Here is a 14,730-nt window from a genome sequence, read left to right as displayed (position 1 = left end):
TTTACCTAAGAACCCAGCAGCGATCCGGCCAAACTGGTCCCCTGTGAAAGCAGGGAAGAGCTGACGGCAGAATCGTTATCATTGGTTTGTTCCTGTGTTCTGTTATAATTAAGCACTGCCTGACTGTGCGTGGACCAGACCGACATATCGCCTCGCTCAATCAGTCTATTCGAACTCACCTCCGCTTGATATTTAACAATCTCGGCATCAAAAGCAGCCTGTCTGATGGTGTCTTCATGCACATCGACAATGGAACCGGAATCAAGACGCACTCCCTTGTATCCAGACAGGGAATGCTCACGGCGGTAAAGCTCACGCCGCAAGGTCGCCAGCTTCATCTCCGCATCCTGTTTGATCAACCGGGCCTCTTTGTAATTTACCCGGCGGTTGTATACCCCCTGCTGCATCAAATGATAGTTGTTTACCTCGGTAAGCTGGGAATTGTACTCCACTTCACTGCGCGCCTGACTCCCGCTAAGCGCAGACTGCCCGAACTGGCTCAGCAGGCCCAGAGAGTTCAAACCGCCCCCACTCCCGCCTAGAAAACTCCCTCCCGTAGATGCCGAAGAGCCGGACGTTGCTCCGCTGCTCGCCCCGGAAGCTGCTCCGGTCAAATTGGAAAGCAGGCTGCCCCCTTGTCCAAGCAGGCCGGTGAATCCTCCGCCTGAACCACCAAGCAAACTGGTAATTCCACCCCCGGAACCGGATGTTGAACCAAAGCCACCACCCAGCATCCCGCCCAAAGTATCCATGCCAAGATTTCCAACTGAAAAACCCTGCCCGGAAATTCCCCGTGTAGCCGTACCGAGGACAGCGTTGGAGGCGGCACCATAAAACATGCTCGATCCGTAACTTAAAAGTCCTGTTGCCATCTATTTTCCTCCTCTAAATTCTTTAACTGTCCGCCGGGCATAAAAATAATCAGCCCTGCCCATGCGGACCTTTTCCTTTTCAAATTCAAAACCGCACCACTGATGCCAGCGCACACTCTTGCTATTCCGGGAGCAGATCCATGTATCCAGCACCGGAAAACTTCTTTGTAGCATGGACAGCAAACGGTGCGATGCCCTTGCGAAAGACAATGGGGTTTCATCGACCTCACCGGTCCCGACCAACCAAGGAGTTCCGACTCCCGGAGCAAGGGGAATGACCCCGAAAAGAGCCAGGATTCTGCCATCACTGTATAACCCGTAAACGAATGCGGAATATTCAACGTCACCAACAATTATCTCACGTGCAGGCTTTCCCGGATGCAGACCTTCCATGTCCTTACGATCACTCTCACGCAAATTGGAAGCAACGAATTCCACATCACAAAGAGTAGGCACTCCAAGGGCAATGGAAGAATTGTTTTTCAAACGGGTCATGAATACACCGAGACTTCTGGAATAAGAGCCAGAACTGAAAGCGGCAACGGTTGGTCCTGCCGAATATAAATCTGCCCGTCACGGTCATAACCCCGGTTGAATTTGACTTCATAATCCCCGCTATAAAGTGCCGGAGCACCGCCAACCTTGTCCGCTGACGAACGGAACGGGGCACGTTCCAGATGATCACCGTCATAACCGACCTGCAAACCAAGAGACTGGAACAGTCGCACGGTCACATGGGAAATACGTTTCATGCGGCCCTGAGCTGTTCCGCCGGACATCGCACCGCCCTCAATGCGCAGGGTTTTCAGATTGGAAATATATGGAAGTCCGGCATGAACCACCTTTGCCGGGGCGCTCAAAGTAATAGCACCGTTTTCGACAACCATCTCCGGGTGCACCGCGCCGTCCGCCAGCACGGAAACGGTCTTGCCTTCCAGATGATCAAGACCAGTGAAGACCGTATCGCTGACTCCCTGATCGTAAGAAAGGCCGGAATCGACGAAAAAGGCTTGCTCCGATCCTTCACCATCAAACTGTTTTTCCATCCTTTCAACATATGAACGGACCTTGCCATCCACTTCGCGATCAACCACTACCCAGACTTCATCCTGCGTTGGACCGGGAACAGTGCACACTGAGCGGAATTTTCCATCCGTAAGGTGACGGTGAAAACCCACAACTTCGTGCTCACGCTGATAAGTCAGACCAACCAGCACACCGTCATCGCGAACCATCCAGACGACGGAATCCGGGGACTGCTGATAAGCCCATTCTGTTATGGAATTGGAACGGGTCAGGTGCTCGGACAGAATGGTTAAATCCGGGGCCACATACCCGTCAGCTTCAAAGGAATACCCCAGTTCTCGAATGGTCCGCCCTTCCCTTTGCAAAAAAAGCATGACTCCACCGACCACAACCGGGGGAATTGCAGCAGAGCCATGTGTTGTTTCACGCCGGACCATCACCGAATTGGGAGTGACTGAATCCGCACTGCTGCCCCCGGACAGCCACCACTCCCCACCGGATGTTCCGAGAATGAGTTTCTTGGAACTCACCATCCAGCGAATGGCGTTCACCTGATCGGCGGAAAGAGTGTAGGTGCAGGCATCATCGTCTACCAGCGGATCGGAAACACCGAAATCCTCATAAGCCCCGGCTTTACTCATCCATAAAGTCTGCGGGTTAGCCGGGCTGGCCGCAAAACATAGACGCTCCTCGAAAAATGTCACGCAGGACGGAAAACCTTTACTGCTGTTCCAATCTTCGGGTGGGGAACTGAAAGGAACCAATTCCATAGTCCAGTCCACATGTGATGTGCGGGAAAGTTTATAAGGTTGGATTTCGGGGTGCACCAGATACATGACGTCGGCGGACTGGGTAAAACGGATGTCTGCTAAATCCGCTGCGGTGTATGGACTTGCAATCTCCACCGGAGTGCCGGAATTCAGAACAAGCCCCCCGTCTTTGTATACGCGGATCTTGCGGTCGGTGAACTCGAGCACATAGGCCTGCTCAGTAGAAAATTCAAAAGGGATCAACCGAACTTCATTAGTCGGGGCTTCGCCTATAAAACGGAAACCGGTCCTGCGGGATGCCCCACCGTGGGGGTGGGTAAACATGTTTTCCAGCTTAGCCAGTCCATTGGCATACTTGGCAAGATCCACTCGACCGCCAAGCCTCGGTGAAAGCTCCCCGGCACTGAAGTTGGTCATAATTAGGCAAACAGACATGCCTACACCCTCCAAAGCGGAGAATCCATGCCATGAATTCCCCTTGCTTCCAGCCACGGATCATTGAGGATATTATCCTCACGTCCTTCCGCTGAATCTGCCAGACGGGCGGACTGCATGGCGTTGAGATACAACGTCCACATCTCGCGGGCTTTGGATGTCGATCCGGTGATGTCATCAGCCATTTCTGCTGCCAGACGGGCCGCAAAAGCCATCACAAAAGCAGGATCGAACAAAACCGGATTGCTGACTTTCATGGTGTACACCGCTGAAGCACTGTCCCGGTCAGTAAGGATTTTGTCTCCCTCAACCACAAAATCGTCGTCAGGGGTGTTTAACTGGCGCAGGTGTAAACAATCAGCGGGTATCTGGTATTGATACGCATAGCCGAAGGCCGGTTTTTCTGCCAACTTAGCCAGCCTTATTCGTGATGCTGCGAAATTCCACGGATGCTCACGCAATACAGCATCCCGGACCTGCTCATAAAAAAGGTTGCAGGTCACTGCCTCCTGCGAGGTATCACTTAATGATTCAATGAGTCTCGCCCCCAGTTTTCGCAAGGCGAGGTTGCAGATTTTAACTTCTGAAACAGCCATTATTTCTCCTGATTTATTTGGAAGATACGATTAATTCCGTCCTCCTTTACATAGTCAGGATAAATACAAGGGCGGACCTGAGTCAGTTGACTCGGGTCCGCCCTTACGGAAAAAGCATAAATCTAAACCGGATTTTGTATAAAACTATGATTCGTATAGAGGAAGTTTTACTGAAAAACGTGTCCCCTTCCCCGGCTCGGAAAAGACTTCCATGACACCATGATGCCGGTCGGTTACTATAAAATATGAAATGGAAAGTCCCAGCCCGGTCCCTCTGTTTGCAGATTTAGTGGTAAAAAAAGGCTCCATTATACGATTGCGAACCTCTTCATCCATACCGGGACCATTATCTTCGATCTCCATAACAGCAAGGTCACCAAGCCTATATCCACGAAGGACAAAACAGGGGACCTCACCTTCATGGTATTTCTTTTCACCCATAGCTTCTGCGCCATTCTTCAACAGATTCAAAAAAACCTGCTGAATTTCAGTTCCGTCACAGGCAACAGTCAAATCCTCAGCGTCAAAATCGTCAACTATCTTGATCTTTCTGAAATCATAATTACGTCTGAAATCATAATCATTCACGACCAAACTCAATGCACTTCTCATTAAATCACCTAGATCATGCGGAACAAATTCCGAATCACTTTTGCGGCTGAAACTAAGCATCCCACGAACGATAGTCGCGGCCCGCATGCCCGCTTCATACATCCCGGTCATAAGCTTTGAGCAACTACTGCGCTCAATGTATTCCATTATTGCGGAATAAGGCACACCACATTCTTCAGCAATCTTTACATTACGGGAAGTTTCACGGGTTAACCTCCGCTGCAGGTTCTGCACAGAACTGATAATAACCGCGAGAGGATTATTGATCTCATGGGCCATTCCCGCAGCAAGACCGCCGACGGACATCATTTTTTCTGACTGAATGATACGTAGCTCATTATGTTTGCGGCTGGTAATATCAACAACTGAACCTTCAAAAATTACGTTTCCATCCTGATCCTGAGTCTTGCGGGCATTCATGGTGATCCAGACGACTTCACCGTTCTTCCGCTTCATCTTCACTTCAAACCCAGAAAGCCTGCCTTCGGTCCGCAAGGCTTCAAGAAAAATTTCACGGTCAGATTCATTATGGTAAAGCTTTGTGGCGACATTATCCAAAGTATCAACGACTTCTTCCCTTGAAGCATAGCCAAAAATAGCAGCAAAAGCGTCATTGACAGCAAGCACCCTCCCTTCAATACTGGTCTGGTATATACCTTCCTGAGCGTTATCAAATATAGACCGATACTTCAGTTCTGAATGCTGGAGTTCACTCCGCACCTTACGCAGGGTCACAATATTTTTCCCCAGCACGAGAACCAGGGACACCATCGCGACAAAGACTACAATAGTGCTCCAGACCAGATATAAGTATTCGTTATAAAAAGAAAAGGGCTCATTTAAAACAACACTTTCTTCAGGAAGACGGTCTACAGGAATACCGTATTTATCAAGAGCCTGCCAATCATACATAAAGACATTTGAACCGACTTTTGCCACCGGGATCTCACCAGCATTCTCCCCGGCAAGAATCCTACGGGCGACTTCACTCATCATTACACCCTGATGATATCCACTAATAACCTTACCACCGACGACCCCATCACGGAGGTTAAAACGAAGCAGGCAATAAACAGGAACCGGGCTGTTCTGGGTCAACAAACTGCCTAGTTTTTCATACGTAATATACACTCCATCCCGGTCAGAGAAGTAAACACCCAGCAAGACAACACTACCCTTTTTCATGGACTGAATTTTATCACGCAACTGCTCAATGCTGAGATTTTCATTATACTCAAGGTCAATACTTCCGCCAAAAGGCGCAAGGTTTCTGCGTAAAGTCGCTTCCCAGGCTCGTCCGGTTTTCAGGTAATCATTTATGACGTAGATATGTTTTGTATCAGGCAGCTGGTGTAGAATTTCCGCCACGGTATCACGAGAGGACATTATTTCAGCCACCCCTGTAAAATCACTCACACCATCCAGTTGACTATTGGAAAAATTGTTAACTCCGCAAAAGACAACAGGAACCTCTGGAAATAATTCATCACGATTGCGCACTAAAAAATCAAAAGCGTTATTGTCAGAGGACAGAATAAGCGACAGATCTATTGTATCAAATTTTGATTTCAATAAATCCTTTATCCGTGCGTAATGCTCCGCAGAATGGTTACGTTTGCTATCCATGTACTCAATATGAAGCACAAGATCTTTATAGGGGGGGACAAGGAGGGTATCGCGGATTCCTTTTTCAATATTTGATACCCAAGACATACCGGAATGGTATGAATGAAGAACAAGCACATGCCGAACATCATCTGCTTTAGCCGGAAAAGACAAAAATAGAAGCAGCAGGAAAAACACAACACCGTGTACAAACTTAGTACTCTTATTTTTATATAATTCTTTCGACATAATGCTTGAATAACATAGTTCCAATCCCAAATCCACTTTCAATGATATCTCCCGGCCACTTAGGAACGGCTTAACTAACAACATGAAGATCCGCCACGTCTGTTTCTTCAAATTTATAATTCAGCCCCCTGTTATTTATTAATGTTAACTGTTAAGATACTGCATAGATTACATACCAATTGAAAAAGAAGACTCAAAAACAGAGGACTAAATGACTAAAAAAATACTCCTTCACCTCGGGTCCACCATAGATACTTCACTTGTCAAACACTCTCTTGATTTTGCAAGTAAATGCGGAGCAACCCTTGACGTTCTTAATGTTTTTGATGAGCCCAAAAAATCTGTATTGGACTACTTCAAGAATCACGGCAAGGACCTGCAAAAATATATCATTGACGGTCACAACGCCAAATTAAAAGAAGAACTGGAAAAAGCACAACTCAATGCTGATGACATCAAATTTTCCATAAGATGGGGCAAGGATTTTATCGAATGCATCAAATCTGTTAATGAAGAAAAATATGATCTGGTCATCTGCCCTCCAGCCGAACAGAACCAATCCCCAAACAGCACTGTTATGCACCTGCTACGCAAATGTCCCTGCCCGGTCTGGGTACATCACGGACATCTTTGGCGGGGTGCTGTAAGAATACTCGCAGCCATCGGACCTTTTGACAGTTCTCCGGAAAACATAGCCCTAAACCAGAATATACTTAAACACGCGTCAATGCTGAATCGCATTCTCGGAGGCAAACTGCACATCATGCACTGCTGGAAAGGCTACCTTGAAGGCGTAACCTCCAATCCCTATTTTTCAGATTCAGAAGTGGACAACTATCTGGCCTATGAAAAAGACAGCAGTGAGACTGCATTCAGCGATATCATTGAATCAGTATCATATGAAAAAGAGCCACGCCGAATTATCAAGCACGGTGATCCGGGCATTCTGATTCCCAAATACGCTTTAGAGAAAAAAATGGATATTGTCGTAATGGGAAGCGTTGCCCGCTCCGGCATTGCAGGACTGCTGATCGGGAACACCGCGGAGAAAATAGCCGGAACACTCACGGAATCACTTCTGGCAATCAAACCAGCCGGGTTCGTCTCTCCGGTAAAATAGCCCTCCTGCCATCAACAGATCCAAGTCATATACAAAACTCCCCCAGCACAAAAGAGAAGACCCCGATCCTCAAGGACCGGGGTCTTTAAATACCGGAGTACCAGTTCTTTTAACCGACTATCAAAAATAAAGATTGATTATCTACCCTAACTCACCTGTTTTCTGCCGCGCGCAGCTGTTTTCTTTTCAACATTCTTAGTTTTTGTTCCATTCACAGCCTCGAAATGTTCCGACACTTCAACAGATGCGGCGTAATCAACGACCGTTCCTTCCTTGAAATGCTGGAACCTGCCCTGAGGATTTCTCACATAGCAATCTTTTTTGCAGATATATTTCATTTCACTACCTGCCTTAGATGTTGGTCTGATCGTCCATGATCAGGTAGCCGCTGACTTTACCCGCGCTGGCATTACTGCCGGTCACAGTGAAGGAAAGCCTGAGGTAACCTTTATGTTTCACGGGCAGTGAAGGCAGCGGGAAGCTGTAGCCCTGTTTCAATTCGGCAACAGGAATGGAGCCGGATTCGAAAAGGGTATCGAAGAGGATGAAATCTTCAGTCCCGGAAGCCTGAACACCCACACGCATGCTGGTCAGGGAAGCAAAGTCCGCGCCGTCCACCAGCACCTTCAGCTTAACATTACCACCGGAACCGCAGTCTTCCCCGGCATAGATCACATTCTGGGAAACCGCGCTGGCAGTAACAGCCTGTTCTTCACAAAAACAAAGTTCTTTATCGAGATACATTTTTTTCTCCTTTTAATTAAACAGTAACAGCTGTTTCAGTATTGAGGATGGAATCCACACGGCGAACAGGACAGCCCCAGAATGTTGTTACCGGCTTACCTTCCCAGTTCTCGGTCTTGAGCATGACGTTATTCTTGTCGGAGGCTTCGATATCGAGCAGGGTTTTCACGGTCTGGTTGCAGTAGATAGCAGTTCTGCCCATGTTCGTATTGGGGATCATGTTCAGACCTTCGATCAGAGCATGACGCAGGGAATTTGCGCCAAGGTTCTCGGGATCAATTGATGCGATACGCACCACGTAACGCCAGTCGCGGACAACCAGCCCCGGAGTCCATTTATAGTGGGTGCGCAGTCCCTGATATTTACCGCCGCTGCCGTCTTCGAGGGTAACTTCACCAAGATCCTTGTGACTCAGGCCGTTGGAACTGCCACGGGGAAAGGTAAAATGTACGGTCTGATCAGACCAGCAGACAACCCAGATGGAAGTGCAGTTGTCGCCTGCGCCGCCGAAGTTGATGACGTTCTTGTGCTCAAGGGAATTGAAACGAGGGGCAAGACCAAGGAATTTCTCCGGCTCCAGTGCGGTATCGCCGTAGACGAAAGTATCGGCGAACTCCTTGTTCATAGCTTCAAGGAAAGCACGTTCCTCAGAGGTTCGGAAATTGGAAGAGAAACCGTTGAGATCGGAAAGAGCCTTATCCATTTCAGCATAGGATTCCAGCATGCCGCAGGTATCGTCAATCTGCTTGGTGCGGGACTTACTGGGCTTGATGCCGTAGTTAAGCTTACGCCAGCTCACAGCGGGCAGGTCGGCACGAACAGTAGTGCGGTGTCCGGTAGGCAGGTTGCCTTCAACCCATGCTGCGTCATCAAGAATTTCATTTGTGCTGGCCAGCACTTCTGTTATCTCAGCTACTTTACCGGTAGGATCAAGGCGACCGCCCCAGTCAGAAAGGGTAAGTGCGTTCATTCCAAGAGTTGCCATAATTAACTCTCCTTGTAGAGATTCGGCCCTCTTGGGAGCTCTGAATTTAATGACGCTTCAAGCGTTCTGGTATTTTGTCGCCGGAGGCCCTTCGGGGCCCCAGCCGGAGCCTTAAAATCTTTTAATAGGTCTTCGCCGTCTATTCTTTAAAAACCGTCTTTGAAAGAGATAGATCAAGCGCATGGCCCATTAACGTTAAATAGGTTGGTTGGGATATAAAATCTCGCCGATTGTTTTCTTGCGGCCAGTGTTCCTGCTGCTGTCAACGTATGAATCTTCTGTGAGCCGCCTGCCTACGTTGTAAAAAGTTTTAACGACTTCGGGATGACAGGCATAGCCGGATTCCCTGATCATCTTCGCCAGTGCAGGGGAAGCAAAAGCCTGCAAAGCCTTATTAGCTACCCCCATGTTCTTGCGGTAGTTGTTGCCGTGCCAACCGGGCATGGCGCGTGTCTGACGCTCCCATTCCCCGGTCTGGGTCTGGTGGTCCTGATAGCGAGCCGCCTCAAGATTGTTATGAAAATCAACCAGCTTCTGCGCCATTTCACCGCTGACACCATTCTCATGGGCAAACTGCCTGAATTGACGGTCCACATGAGGATCAACACCTTCCGGCAAGCCGTAATCAAGTTCATACGCTTCGGGTGCTTGGGGAACCGGAATGTCAGTCAACTGCTCTGCTTCCGCGAGCACAGGCCCTCCGTGCCCTTCGGTGCCACTCTCCTGAGACCAATTGTCCCCGCCAAGCACAGCTTCGGGTAATTCATCCCCCATCCCGGCCTGTGCGGCGCAATGATCCGACTGCCTGTCACCGATTGGAAAATCCATCATTTACCTTCCTCCTCTTCCAGCCTCATTTTTTCCGCCCGCTCACGGATGATGGAAAGGTAAATCTCCTCATCTGCGCTGATCACCGGGGCGAGAACATTTTCAATCACAAAATCATGCACAGCCACATTGCGGCACATCTCATGCTCCCTTGAAAACAAAGGAGCGTTCACTCCTCCCTGCTCCAATAAAAAGGTAAAAAACCTTTTGCCGTGCGGGGTGTTGAATGTGGCCCGTACATCGGAGAGAAACTGCTCATTTATCCTGCGCTGTTCTTCACGGACCTTTTCAGCCTCCCGCTTTTCATCCTCAAGAAGAACGGAGTCCATTGCCATATAAATAACCTCCTTACATTTGGCGGTACGACCGAAGAGAGTTCAAAAGTCATGGCTAAAACATTGCGTGGTTACGATTCAACGTCTTTTGCACCTGTTTCAGTAAGCTCTTCCGCCCCCTTCGAAATACATAATATGCAGCAGGGCGGACCTGAGTCATAAGACTCAGGTCCGCCCTGCACTCTTTTATATAATTACCGCTTAATGCGTACTAAGAGACTCGATAATTATAGTCTGCCAACGTAAATTACGGTTAATATATCGCAGATACCAATATCCGCAGAAGAACTCCGCCTTGTGCATTTTGACTAAGATGTGGCATATAACGCCCAGACACCAAATTCATCAAAAGCGAGTATGCATGTTTATTGAAAATGAAATCAGCTTTGAGGCTATCAGCACCCTGTTCAGCAATGCTGACAATGAAGGGCGCGACTATTTATATGAATATGAAGTATACAACCTGCTGGCAAACTCCGGCGCGGAAACTCCCCCGGCTTCCATCCTGCTGCCGCGCGGCGCACGTTTTTCAGACGAAGAACTGACCTCGCTTCCCGGAGACAAAGCAGTGCTGAAGATTGTTTCGCCGACTATTATCCATAAAACAGAAGTTGGCGGTGTCCGCATTGTAAAAAAGGAACCGGCAAAAATCCGCTCTGCTGTACGTGCCATGATGTATGAAGTGCCGGAAAATTACGCCGCTTATATTGAGCGTAACCCGGAACACGGTCCAGAGGAATACAAAGGACTGCACGGGGAAGCACTGGTTAAAGCAATCAGCCGCGACCTCAAAGGTGTGTTGCAGGTCCAGTTCATGCCCCCGGATTCGGATTCCTTCGGCAATGAGCTTATCGTAGGATTAAGGCGAACCCGTGAATTCGGAACCGTCATAAGTGCCGGACTGGGCGGAACCGATACCGAACTTTACGCTGAACGGTTTCGCAAAGGGCAAGCCATCGTTGCCGCATCTGTGGACATGGTCGACGGACATTCCTTTTTCCAGCTGTTCAAGAACACCATTTCTTACAAGAAACTGGCCGGACTGACCCGTGGACAACGCCGCATAGTCACAGATGAGCAGCTCATCGAATGCTTCGATTCATTCATTGAGATGGGCAAATATTTTTCACCGTCAAACAAAGATAGCGGATTCGTCATTGATGAACTGGAAATCAACCCCTTTGCGTTCACTGAATATCTGATGGTTCCGCTGGACGGCATGTGCCGGTTTTCCAGAACCGGACAGAAACCGCAGGGACGCCCGGTCAAAAAAATCCACAATCTGCTCCACCCGAAGAAGATTGGTATTATCGGAGTATCCTCCACCCGCCGCAACTTCGGACGCATCATCCTCGATAATGTTATTGCCGCCGGATATGCCAAGGAAGACGTCGTCATTATCCGCGACGGATGCGAAGAAGTGGAAGGAGTACGCTGCATTCCGGATCTTGATGCGCTTCAGGAACAACTGGATCTCTTTGTAGTCGCCATCGCGGCGCAGCACGTTCCTGATCTGGTTGACCAGATCATCGAGCTTGACGCAGCCAAAAGCGTCATGCTCATCCCCGGCGGCATGGGTGAAACAGAGGAAAGCAAAGAACGCGCAGAGCAGATCATCGCCCGCATCAATAAAAAACATGCTGAAGACGGCGGTGGTCCCGTATTCATTGGTGCCAACTGCATGGGCGTAATCTCCCGGCCCGGCGGATACGACACATGGTTCATACCTGACGAAAAACTGCCCAAGGACCGCAACAGCAAATATCAGCGTTCTGCCCTGATAAGCCAGAGCGGAGCGTTCATGGTTTTCAGGACCAGCCAGTGCCCGGAACTCGACCCGGCCTACATGATTTCCATGGGCAACCAGACTGACCTGACACTTGGGGACATGGTCCATTATTTTAAGGACTCTCCTGAAGTGGATGTAATCGCTGTCTATGCTGAAGGATTCAATGACCTTGACGGGCTGGAGTTTTGCCGAGCTGTGCGCCAGGCAATCATGAACGGCAAAGAAGTTGTTTTCTACAAAGCCGGACGGACCCCTGAAGGCAAGACAGCCACCAGCGGGCACACAGCCTCCCTTGCCGGAGACTACATGGTTTGCGAAAGCTGCGTGCAGCAGGCCGGAGCAATTGTCGCCCGTACTTTTCAGGAATTTCAGGACCTGTTCATGCTGGCTGAAAAACTGAACGGCAAAAGGATTTGCGGCGATAGGCTGGCCGCTGTGAGCGGAGCCGGATTTGAAGCAGTAGGTATGGCTGACTCCATCCAGTCGGATGACTACGACATTGAGCTGGCAAAATTCAGTGCAGAATCTGTAGAAAAAATTGATAACATACTTGAGAAAAACAGGCTGAAGTCACTGGTAACTATTCAGAACCCCTTGGATCTCACCCCCGGTTCGAATGACCGCACCCACACCGCAATGGCCGAGATACTGGTAAATGACCCGGCTGTTGATTCCATTGTAATCGGATTAGACCCGCTATCGCCTTCCATGCATACCTTGGCAGAGCCGACAATTCCTGCCTTTTCCATGGATGATGAAAATGCTATCGGCAATCTGCTGATAGACATTGTCCAAAACAGCGACAAACCGATTCTGGCCGTTGTGGACGGGGGAAGACTCTACGATCCCCTACGAGACAAACTGCTGGCTAACGGGGTTCCGGTCTTCCCGGTATGCGACCGCGCAGTTGCCGCCATAGCCCTTTATTCCAAAGCCCGCATGCGCGCTGAAGGAATTCAGCTAACCAGCGGGTGTGACTAGTTGGAACTACGCAAAATAAAGAAAGGGCCGCGGTTTACATAAACCACGGCCCGCACTTTCTAGGAGGACTGACTACTTAAATATTTTAATATTTGTCGTTGTAGCGATTGTTTAGTTTATCTTCACGGCTGGGTCTTTCCACAACAACGCATGCTTTTTCAGCATTAGCAAAAAAAACATCTTCTACAATCCTTGCAATTCCACACAACCAGCACATAAACATAAAAATCACTCCTGCAACTTAAAATACAATAAGAAAGTCATTTTTCGTATTCTTTTTTCAAGAACTTAAGTTTAGTGTACGCAGAAAAAGTACCTCGTCAATGAGATTCGATTAATTCTTTTTTTCACATTTATACCGCTATCCACTTATTGCGAAGAAAACCTTAAATTAAGCCATTAACAAAACTGATCACAAATTCAGTTTTTCTTAAAATAACATCGATACAAAACCATAAGACATTACTTGTTGCGCAGTTCAACCCTATGCTCGAAGACTCCCGCACTAAGTGGCACAACTAAAAAGGTGGCCAAAAATACGATCACGCCTCTCCAGTCAGCATACTCATAAGCGAACCCGGCCCCGGTCAGCCCCAGCCAGCCTCCGGTGTAATAAAACAAAACGTAAAGGGCATTCGCTTTACCATGACTACAAGTCAATTTTCGATTCAGGAGGACCACTGCAACCGTGTGCAAAGTAAAAAAACCGGCACAAACCCCAAGCAATCCGATAATGACTGCCAGCATCGAAGGAAGCAAAAGCAACAACAAGGACAACCCTAAAAGAATAGAACTAAAGAGCAGCATAACTCCGCCCCCGACTCTACTGCTGAGCTTTCCAGCCAAGGGTCCCAAAAAAATACCGAGAACATATACAAGATAAACAAGGGTGATTGTCTCGGTAGCTAGATTGAACGGCGTACTTGAAAGCCTGTATGGCAGGTAATTAAAAACCGGTGAAAAAATGAGCAGACTCCCGGCTCCGCAAGCATAAATCAACAGCAACTCCTTTTTACGCAACAACGAAGCGTAAGTCTCCTTGCCGTTGCTGGTGCGTGCTGCGGCTATTTCATCCTTGCCACTTGCAGGCAAAACAACCATGGCCATGACAACCGTCACCAGAACAAATACTGCCGCGGTTACAAAAGCATATCGCCAATGCAGCGGCGGATGAATCCACCCACCGAGCAACCGTCCCCCCAGCCCACCGAAAATAGTAGCAGAGACATAGGCCCCCATGACACTGCTCAACCGCTCGGCAGGCAATGAGCGCGACAGCCAAGCGGCAATACTGGTCGTTAAGGCCGGAATGAAAAGACCTTGCAGCAGCCTGCAAGCAACCAGCACACTGTAACTGTGGGTCACGGAGCAGATAAAACCGCCCGCGGCTACAAACACTCCCCCCGCCAGAATTATCGGCTTAACCGGATAACGGTCAGAGAGATATCCAAAAAAGAGATTGGACAAAACGATGCCCAGAATTACGAAAGAAACTGAAAAGGAAGCCTGTACCGGACTGATCTGAAATTCCGACTGCAGAATTGGCAGAACAGGTTGAGGGAGGTAAATATTAGTGAAAGAGGCTGCAACCAGCGCAAAAACGACCACTTGAATTTTAATAATATTAGCCATCTGCTTTCCATCCTTGCCAAGACTTGGCTGCTAAACAAGCAACACAATTACAATATTTATCATTGTGTCGCAAACCAAGAATTATGCAGCACAAACAAAAACCCCGCTCCGAAATGGAGCGGGGTTTTTGAGTTTGATATGAAGCAGATTC

Annotated in this window: 14 protein-coding genes; 2 read left to right on the top strand and 12 right to left on the bottom strand. The window is 48.6% G+C overall.

All coding sequences use genetic code 11. The annotated features are described in order from the left end of the window. Positions 1-5: 5 nt before the first annotated feature. From ACNI29_RS14060 to ACNI29_RS14040, 5 genes are all read right to left on the bottom strand, one after another. Complete coding sequence (locus ACNI29_RS14060) at positions 6-872, bottom strand: hypothetical protein (protein WP_419778992.1); 867 nt, start codon at positions 870-872, stop codon at positions 6-8. After that, on the bottom strand, positions 873-1,367 hold the full coding sequence (locus ACNI29_RS14055; protein WP_419778991.1) for a hypothetical protein: 495 nt from the start codon (positions 1,365-1,367) through the stop codon (positions 873-875). Beyond that, complete coding sequence (locus ACNI29_RS14050) at positions 1,364-3,103, bottom strand: phage tail protein (RefSeq protein ID WP_419778990.1); 1,740 nt, start codon at positions 3,101-3,103, stop codon at positions 1,364-1,366. Before ACNI29_RS14050 ends, ACNI29_RS14055 begins: the two co-directional genes overlap by 4 nt. A 2-nt stretch (positions 3,104-3,105) precedes the next feature. Further along, positions 3,106-3,699 carry a phage connector family protein gene (locus ACNI29_RS14045; protein ID WP_419778989.1) on the bottom strand — a complete coding sequence of 198 codons (594 nt, stop codon included), beginning with the start codon at positions 3,697-3,699 and terminating at the stop codon, positions 3,106-3,108. A gap of 144 nt (positions 3,700-3,843) precedes the next feature. Continuing rightward, on the bottom strand, positions 3,844-6,024 hold the full coding sequence (locus ACNI29_RS14040; protein ID WP_419778988.1) for an ATP-binding protein: 2,181 nt from the start codon (positions 6,022-6,024) through the stop codon (positions 3,844-3,846). A 352-nt stretch (positions 6,025-6,376) separates the two neighbouring features. Here ACNI29_RS14040 and ACNI29_RS14035 point away from each other — a divergent pair, with 352 nt between their 5' ends. After that, entirely contained in the window at positions 6,377-7,285 is a 909-nt protein-coding gene (locus tag ACNI29_RS14035) for a universal stress protein (protein ID WP_419778987.1), read from the top strand. A gap of 146 nt (positions 7,286-7,431) precedes the next feature. Here the strand turns inward: ACNI29_RS14035 and ACNI29_RS14030 are convergent, their stop codons facing one another. From ACNI29_RS14030 to ACNI29_RS14010, 5 genes are all read right to left on the bottom strand, one after another. Then, the gene (locus ACNI29_RS14030; RefSeq protein WP_419778986.1) at positions 7,432-7,623 is read right to left on the bottom strand and encodes a hypothetical protein; all 192 of its coding nucleotides are present in this window, start codon (positions 7,621-7,623) and stop codon (positions 7,432-7,434) included. Between the two features lie 13 nt (positions 7,624-7,636). Beyond that, positions 7,637-8,029, bottom strand: a complete 393-nt coding sequence (locus ACNI29_RS14025; RefSeq protein ID WP_419778985.1) for a Bbp16 family capsid cement protein — start codon at positions 8,027-8,029, stop codon at positions 7,637-7,639. A gap of 16 nt (positions 8,030-8,045) precedes the next feature. Beyond that, the gene (locus ACNI29_RS14020) at positions 8,046-9,014 is read right to left on the bottom strand and encodes a major capsid protein (RefSeq protein WP_419778984.1); all 969 of its coding nucleotides are present in this window, start codon (positions 9,012-9,014) and stop codon (positions 8,046-8,048) included. A 195-nt stretch (positions 9,015-9,209) separates the two neighbouring features. Beyond that, on the bottom strand, positions 9,210-9,845 hold the full coding sequence (locus ACNI29_RS14015) for an endoprotease (protein ID WP_419778983.1): 636 nt from the start codon (positions 9,843-9,845) through the stop codon (positions 9,210-9,212). After that, on the bottom strand, positions 9,842-10,177 hold the full coding sequence (locus ACNI29_RS14010) for a hypothetical protein (protein ID WP_419778982.1): 336 nt from the start codon (positions 10,175-10,177) through the stop codon (positions 9,842-9,844). The genes ACNI29_RS14015 and ACNI29_RS14010 overlap by 4 nt, the downstream gene beginning before the upstream one ends. A gap of 361 nt (positions 10,178-10,538) precedes the next feature. Between ACNI29_RS14010 and ACNI29_RS14005 the strand changes: the two genes are divergently transcribed. Beyond that, complete coding sequence (locus tag ACNI29_RS14005; RefSeq protein WP_419778981.1) at positions 10,539-12,947, top strand: acetate--CoA ligase family protein; 2,409 nt, start codon at positions 10,539-10,541, stop codon at positions 12,945-12,947. An 85-nt stretch (positions 12,948-13,032) separates the two neighbouring features. Here the strand turns inward: ACNI29_RS14005 and ACNI29_RS14000 are convergent, their stop codons facing one another. Both ACNI29_RS14000 and ACNI29_RS13995 read right to left on the bottom strand, forming a co-directional pair. Further along, positions 13,033-13,170 carry a hypothetical protein gene (locus tag ACNI29_RS14000; protein ID WP_419778980.1) on the bottom strand — a complete coding sequence of 46 codons (138 nt, stop codon included), beginning with the start codon at positions 13,168-13,170 and terminating at the stop codon, positions 13,033-13,035. 239 nt (positions 13,171-13,409) lie between these two features. Then, positions 13,410-14,579, bottom strand: coding sequence for an MFS transporter (locus tag ACNI29_RS13995; RefSeq protein ID WP_419778979.1), 1,170 nt, complete (start codon positions 14,577-14,579; stop codon positions 13,410-13,412). Between the last annotated feature and the right edge of the window lie 151 nt (positions 14,580-14,730).

Origin of the sequence: Maridesulfovibrio spiralis (SeqCode) (assembly GCF_048571135.1) — a bacterium.
In the GTDB taxonomy this organism is placed as follows: Bacteria; Desulfobacterota; Desulfovibrionia; order Desulfovibrionales; family Desulfovibrionaceae; genus Maridesulfovibrio; species Maridesulfovibrio spiralis.
The sequence above is the reverse complement of the archived record's forward strand: the minus strand, read 5'-3'. Positions and strand labels throughout refer to the sequence as shown.

What these genes read in the sequence shown, in the direction of transcription:
- ACNI29_RS14050 (WP_419778990.1), bottom strand. Translation starts at nt 3,103, where the DNA reads ATGTCTGTTTGCCTAATTATGACCAACTTCAGTGCCGGGGAGCTTTCA.
- ACNI29_RS14025 (WP_419778985.1), bottom strand. Translation starts at nt 8,029, where the DNA reads ATGTATCTCGATAAAGAACTTTGTTTTTGTGAAGAACAGGCTGTTACT.
- ACNI29_RS14040 (WP_419778988.1), bottom strand. Translation starts at nt 6,024, where the DNA reads ATGTCTTGGGTATCAAATATTGAAAAAGGAATCCGCGATACCCTCCTT.
- ACNI29_RS14010 (WP_419778982.1), bottom strand. Translation starts at nt 10,177, where the DNA reads ATGGCAATGGACTCCGTTCTTCTTGAGGATGAAAAGCGGGAGGCTGAA.
- ACNI29_RS14000 (WP_419778980.1), bottom strand. Translation starts at nt 13,170, where the DNA reads ATGTTTATGTGCTGGTTGTGTGGAATTGCAAGGATTGTAGAAGATGTT.
- ACNI29_RS14015 (WP_419778983.1), bottom strand. Translation starts at nt 9,845, where the DNA reads ATGATGGATTTTCCAATCGGTGACAGGCAGTCGGATCATTGCGCCGCA.
- ACNI29_RS13995 (WP_419778979.1), bottom strand. Translation starts at nt 14,579, where the DNA reads ATGGCTAATATTATTAAAATTCAAGTGGTCGTTTTTGCGCTGGTTGCA.
- ACNI29_RS14020 (WP_419778984.1), bottom strand. Translation starts at nt 9,014, where the DNA reads ATGGCAACTCTTGGAATGAACGCACTTACCCTTTCTGACTGGGGCGGT.
- ACNI29_RS14030 (WP_419778986.1), bottom strand. Translation starts at nt 7,623, where the DNA reads ATGAAATATATCTGCAAAAAAGATTGCTATGTGAGAAATCCTCAGGGC.
- ACNI29_RS14045 (WP_419778989.1), bottom strand. Translation starts at nt 3,699, where the DNA reads ATGGCTGTTTCAGAAGTTAAAATCTGCAACCTCGCCTTGCGAAAACTG.
- ACNI29_RS14060 (WP_419778992.1), bottom strand. Translation starts at nt 872, where the DNA reads ATGGCAACAGGACTTTTAAGTTACGGATCGAGCATGTTTTATGGTGCC.
- ACNI29_RS14005 (WP_419778981.1), top strand. Translation starts at nt 10,539, where the DNA reads ATGTTTATTGAAAATGAAATCAGCTTTGAGGCTATCAGCACCCTGTTC.
- ACNI29_RS14055 (WP_419778991.1), bottom strand. Translation starts at nt 1,367, where the DNA reads ATGACCCGTTTGAAAAACAATTCTTCCATTGCCCTTGGAGTGCCTACT.
- ACNI29_RS14035 (WP_419778987.1), top strand. Translation starts at nt 6,377, where the DNA reads ATGACTAAAAAAATACTCCTTCACCTCGGGTCCACCATAGATACTTCA.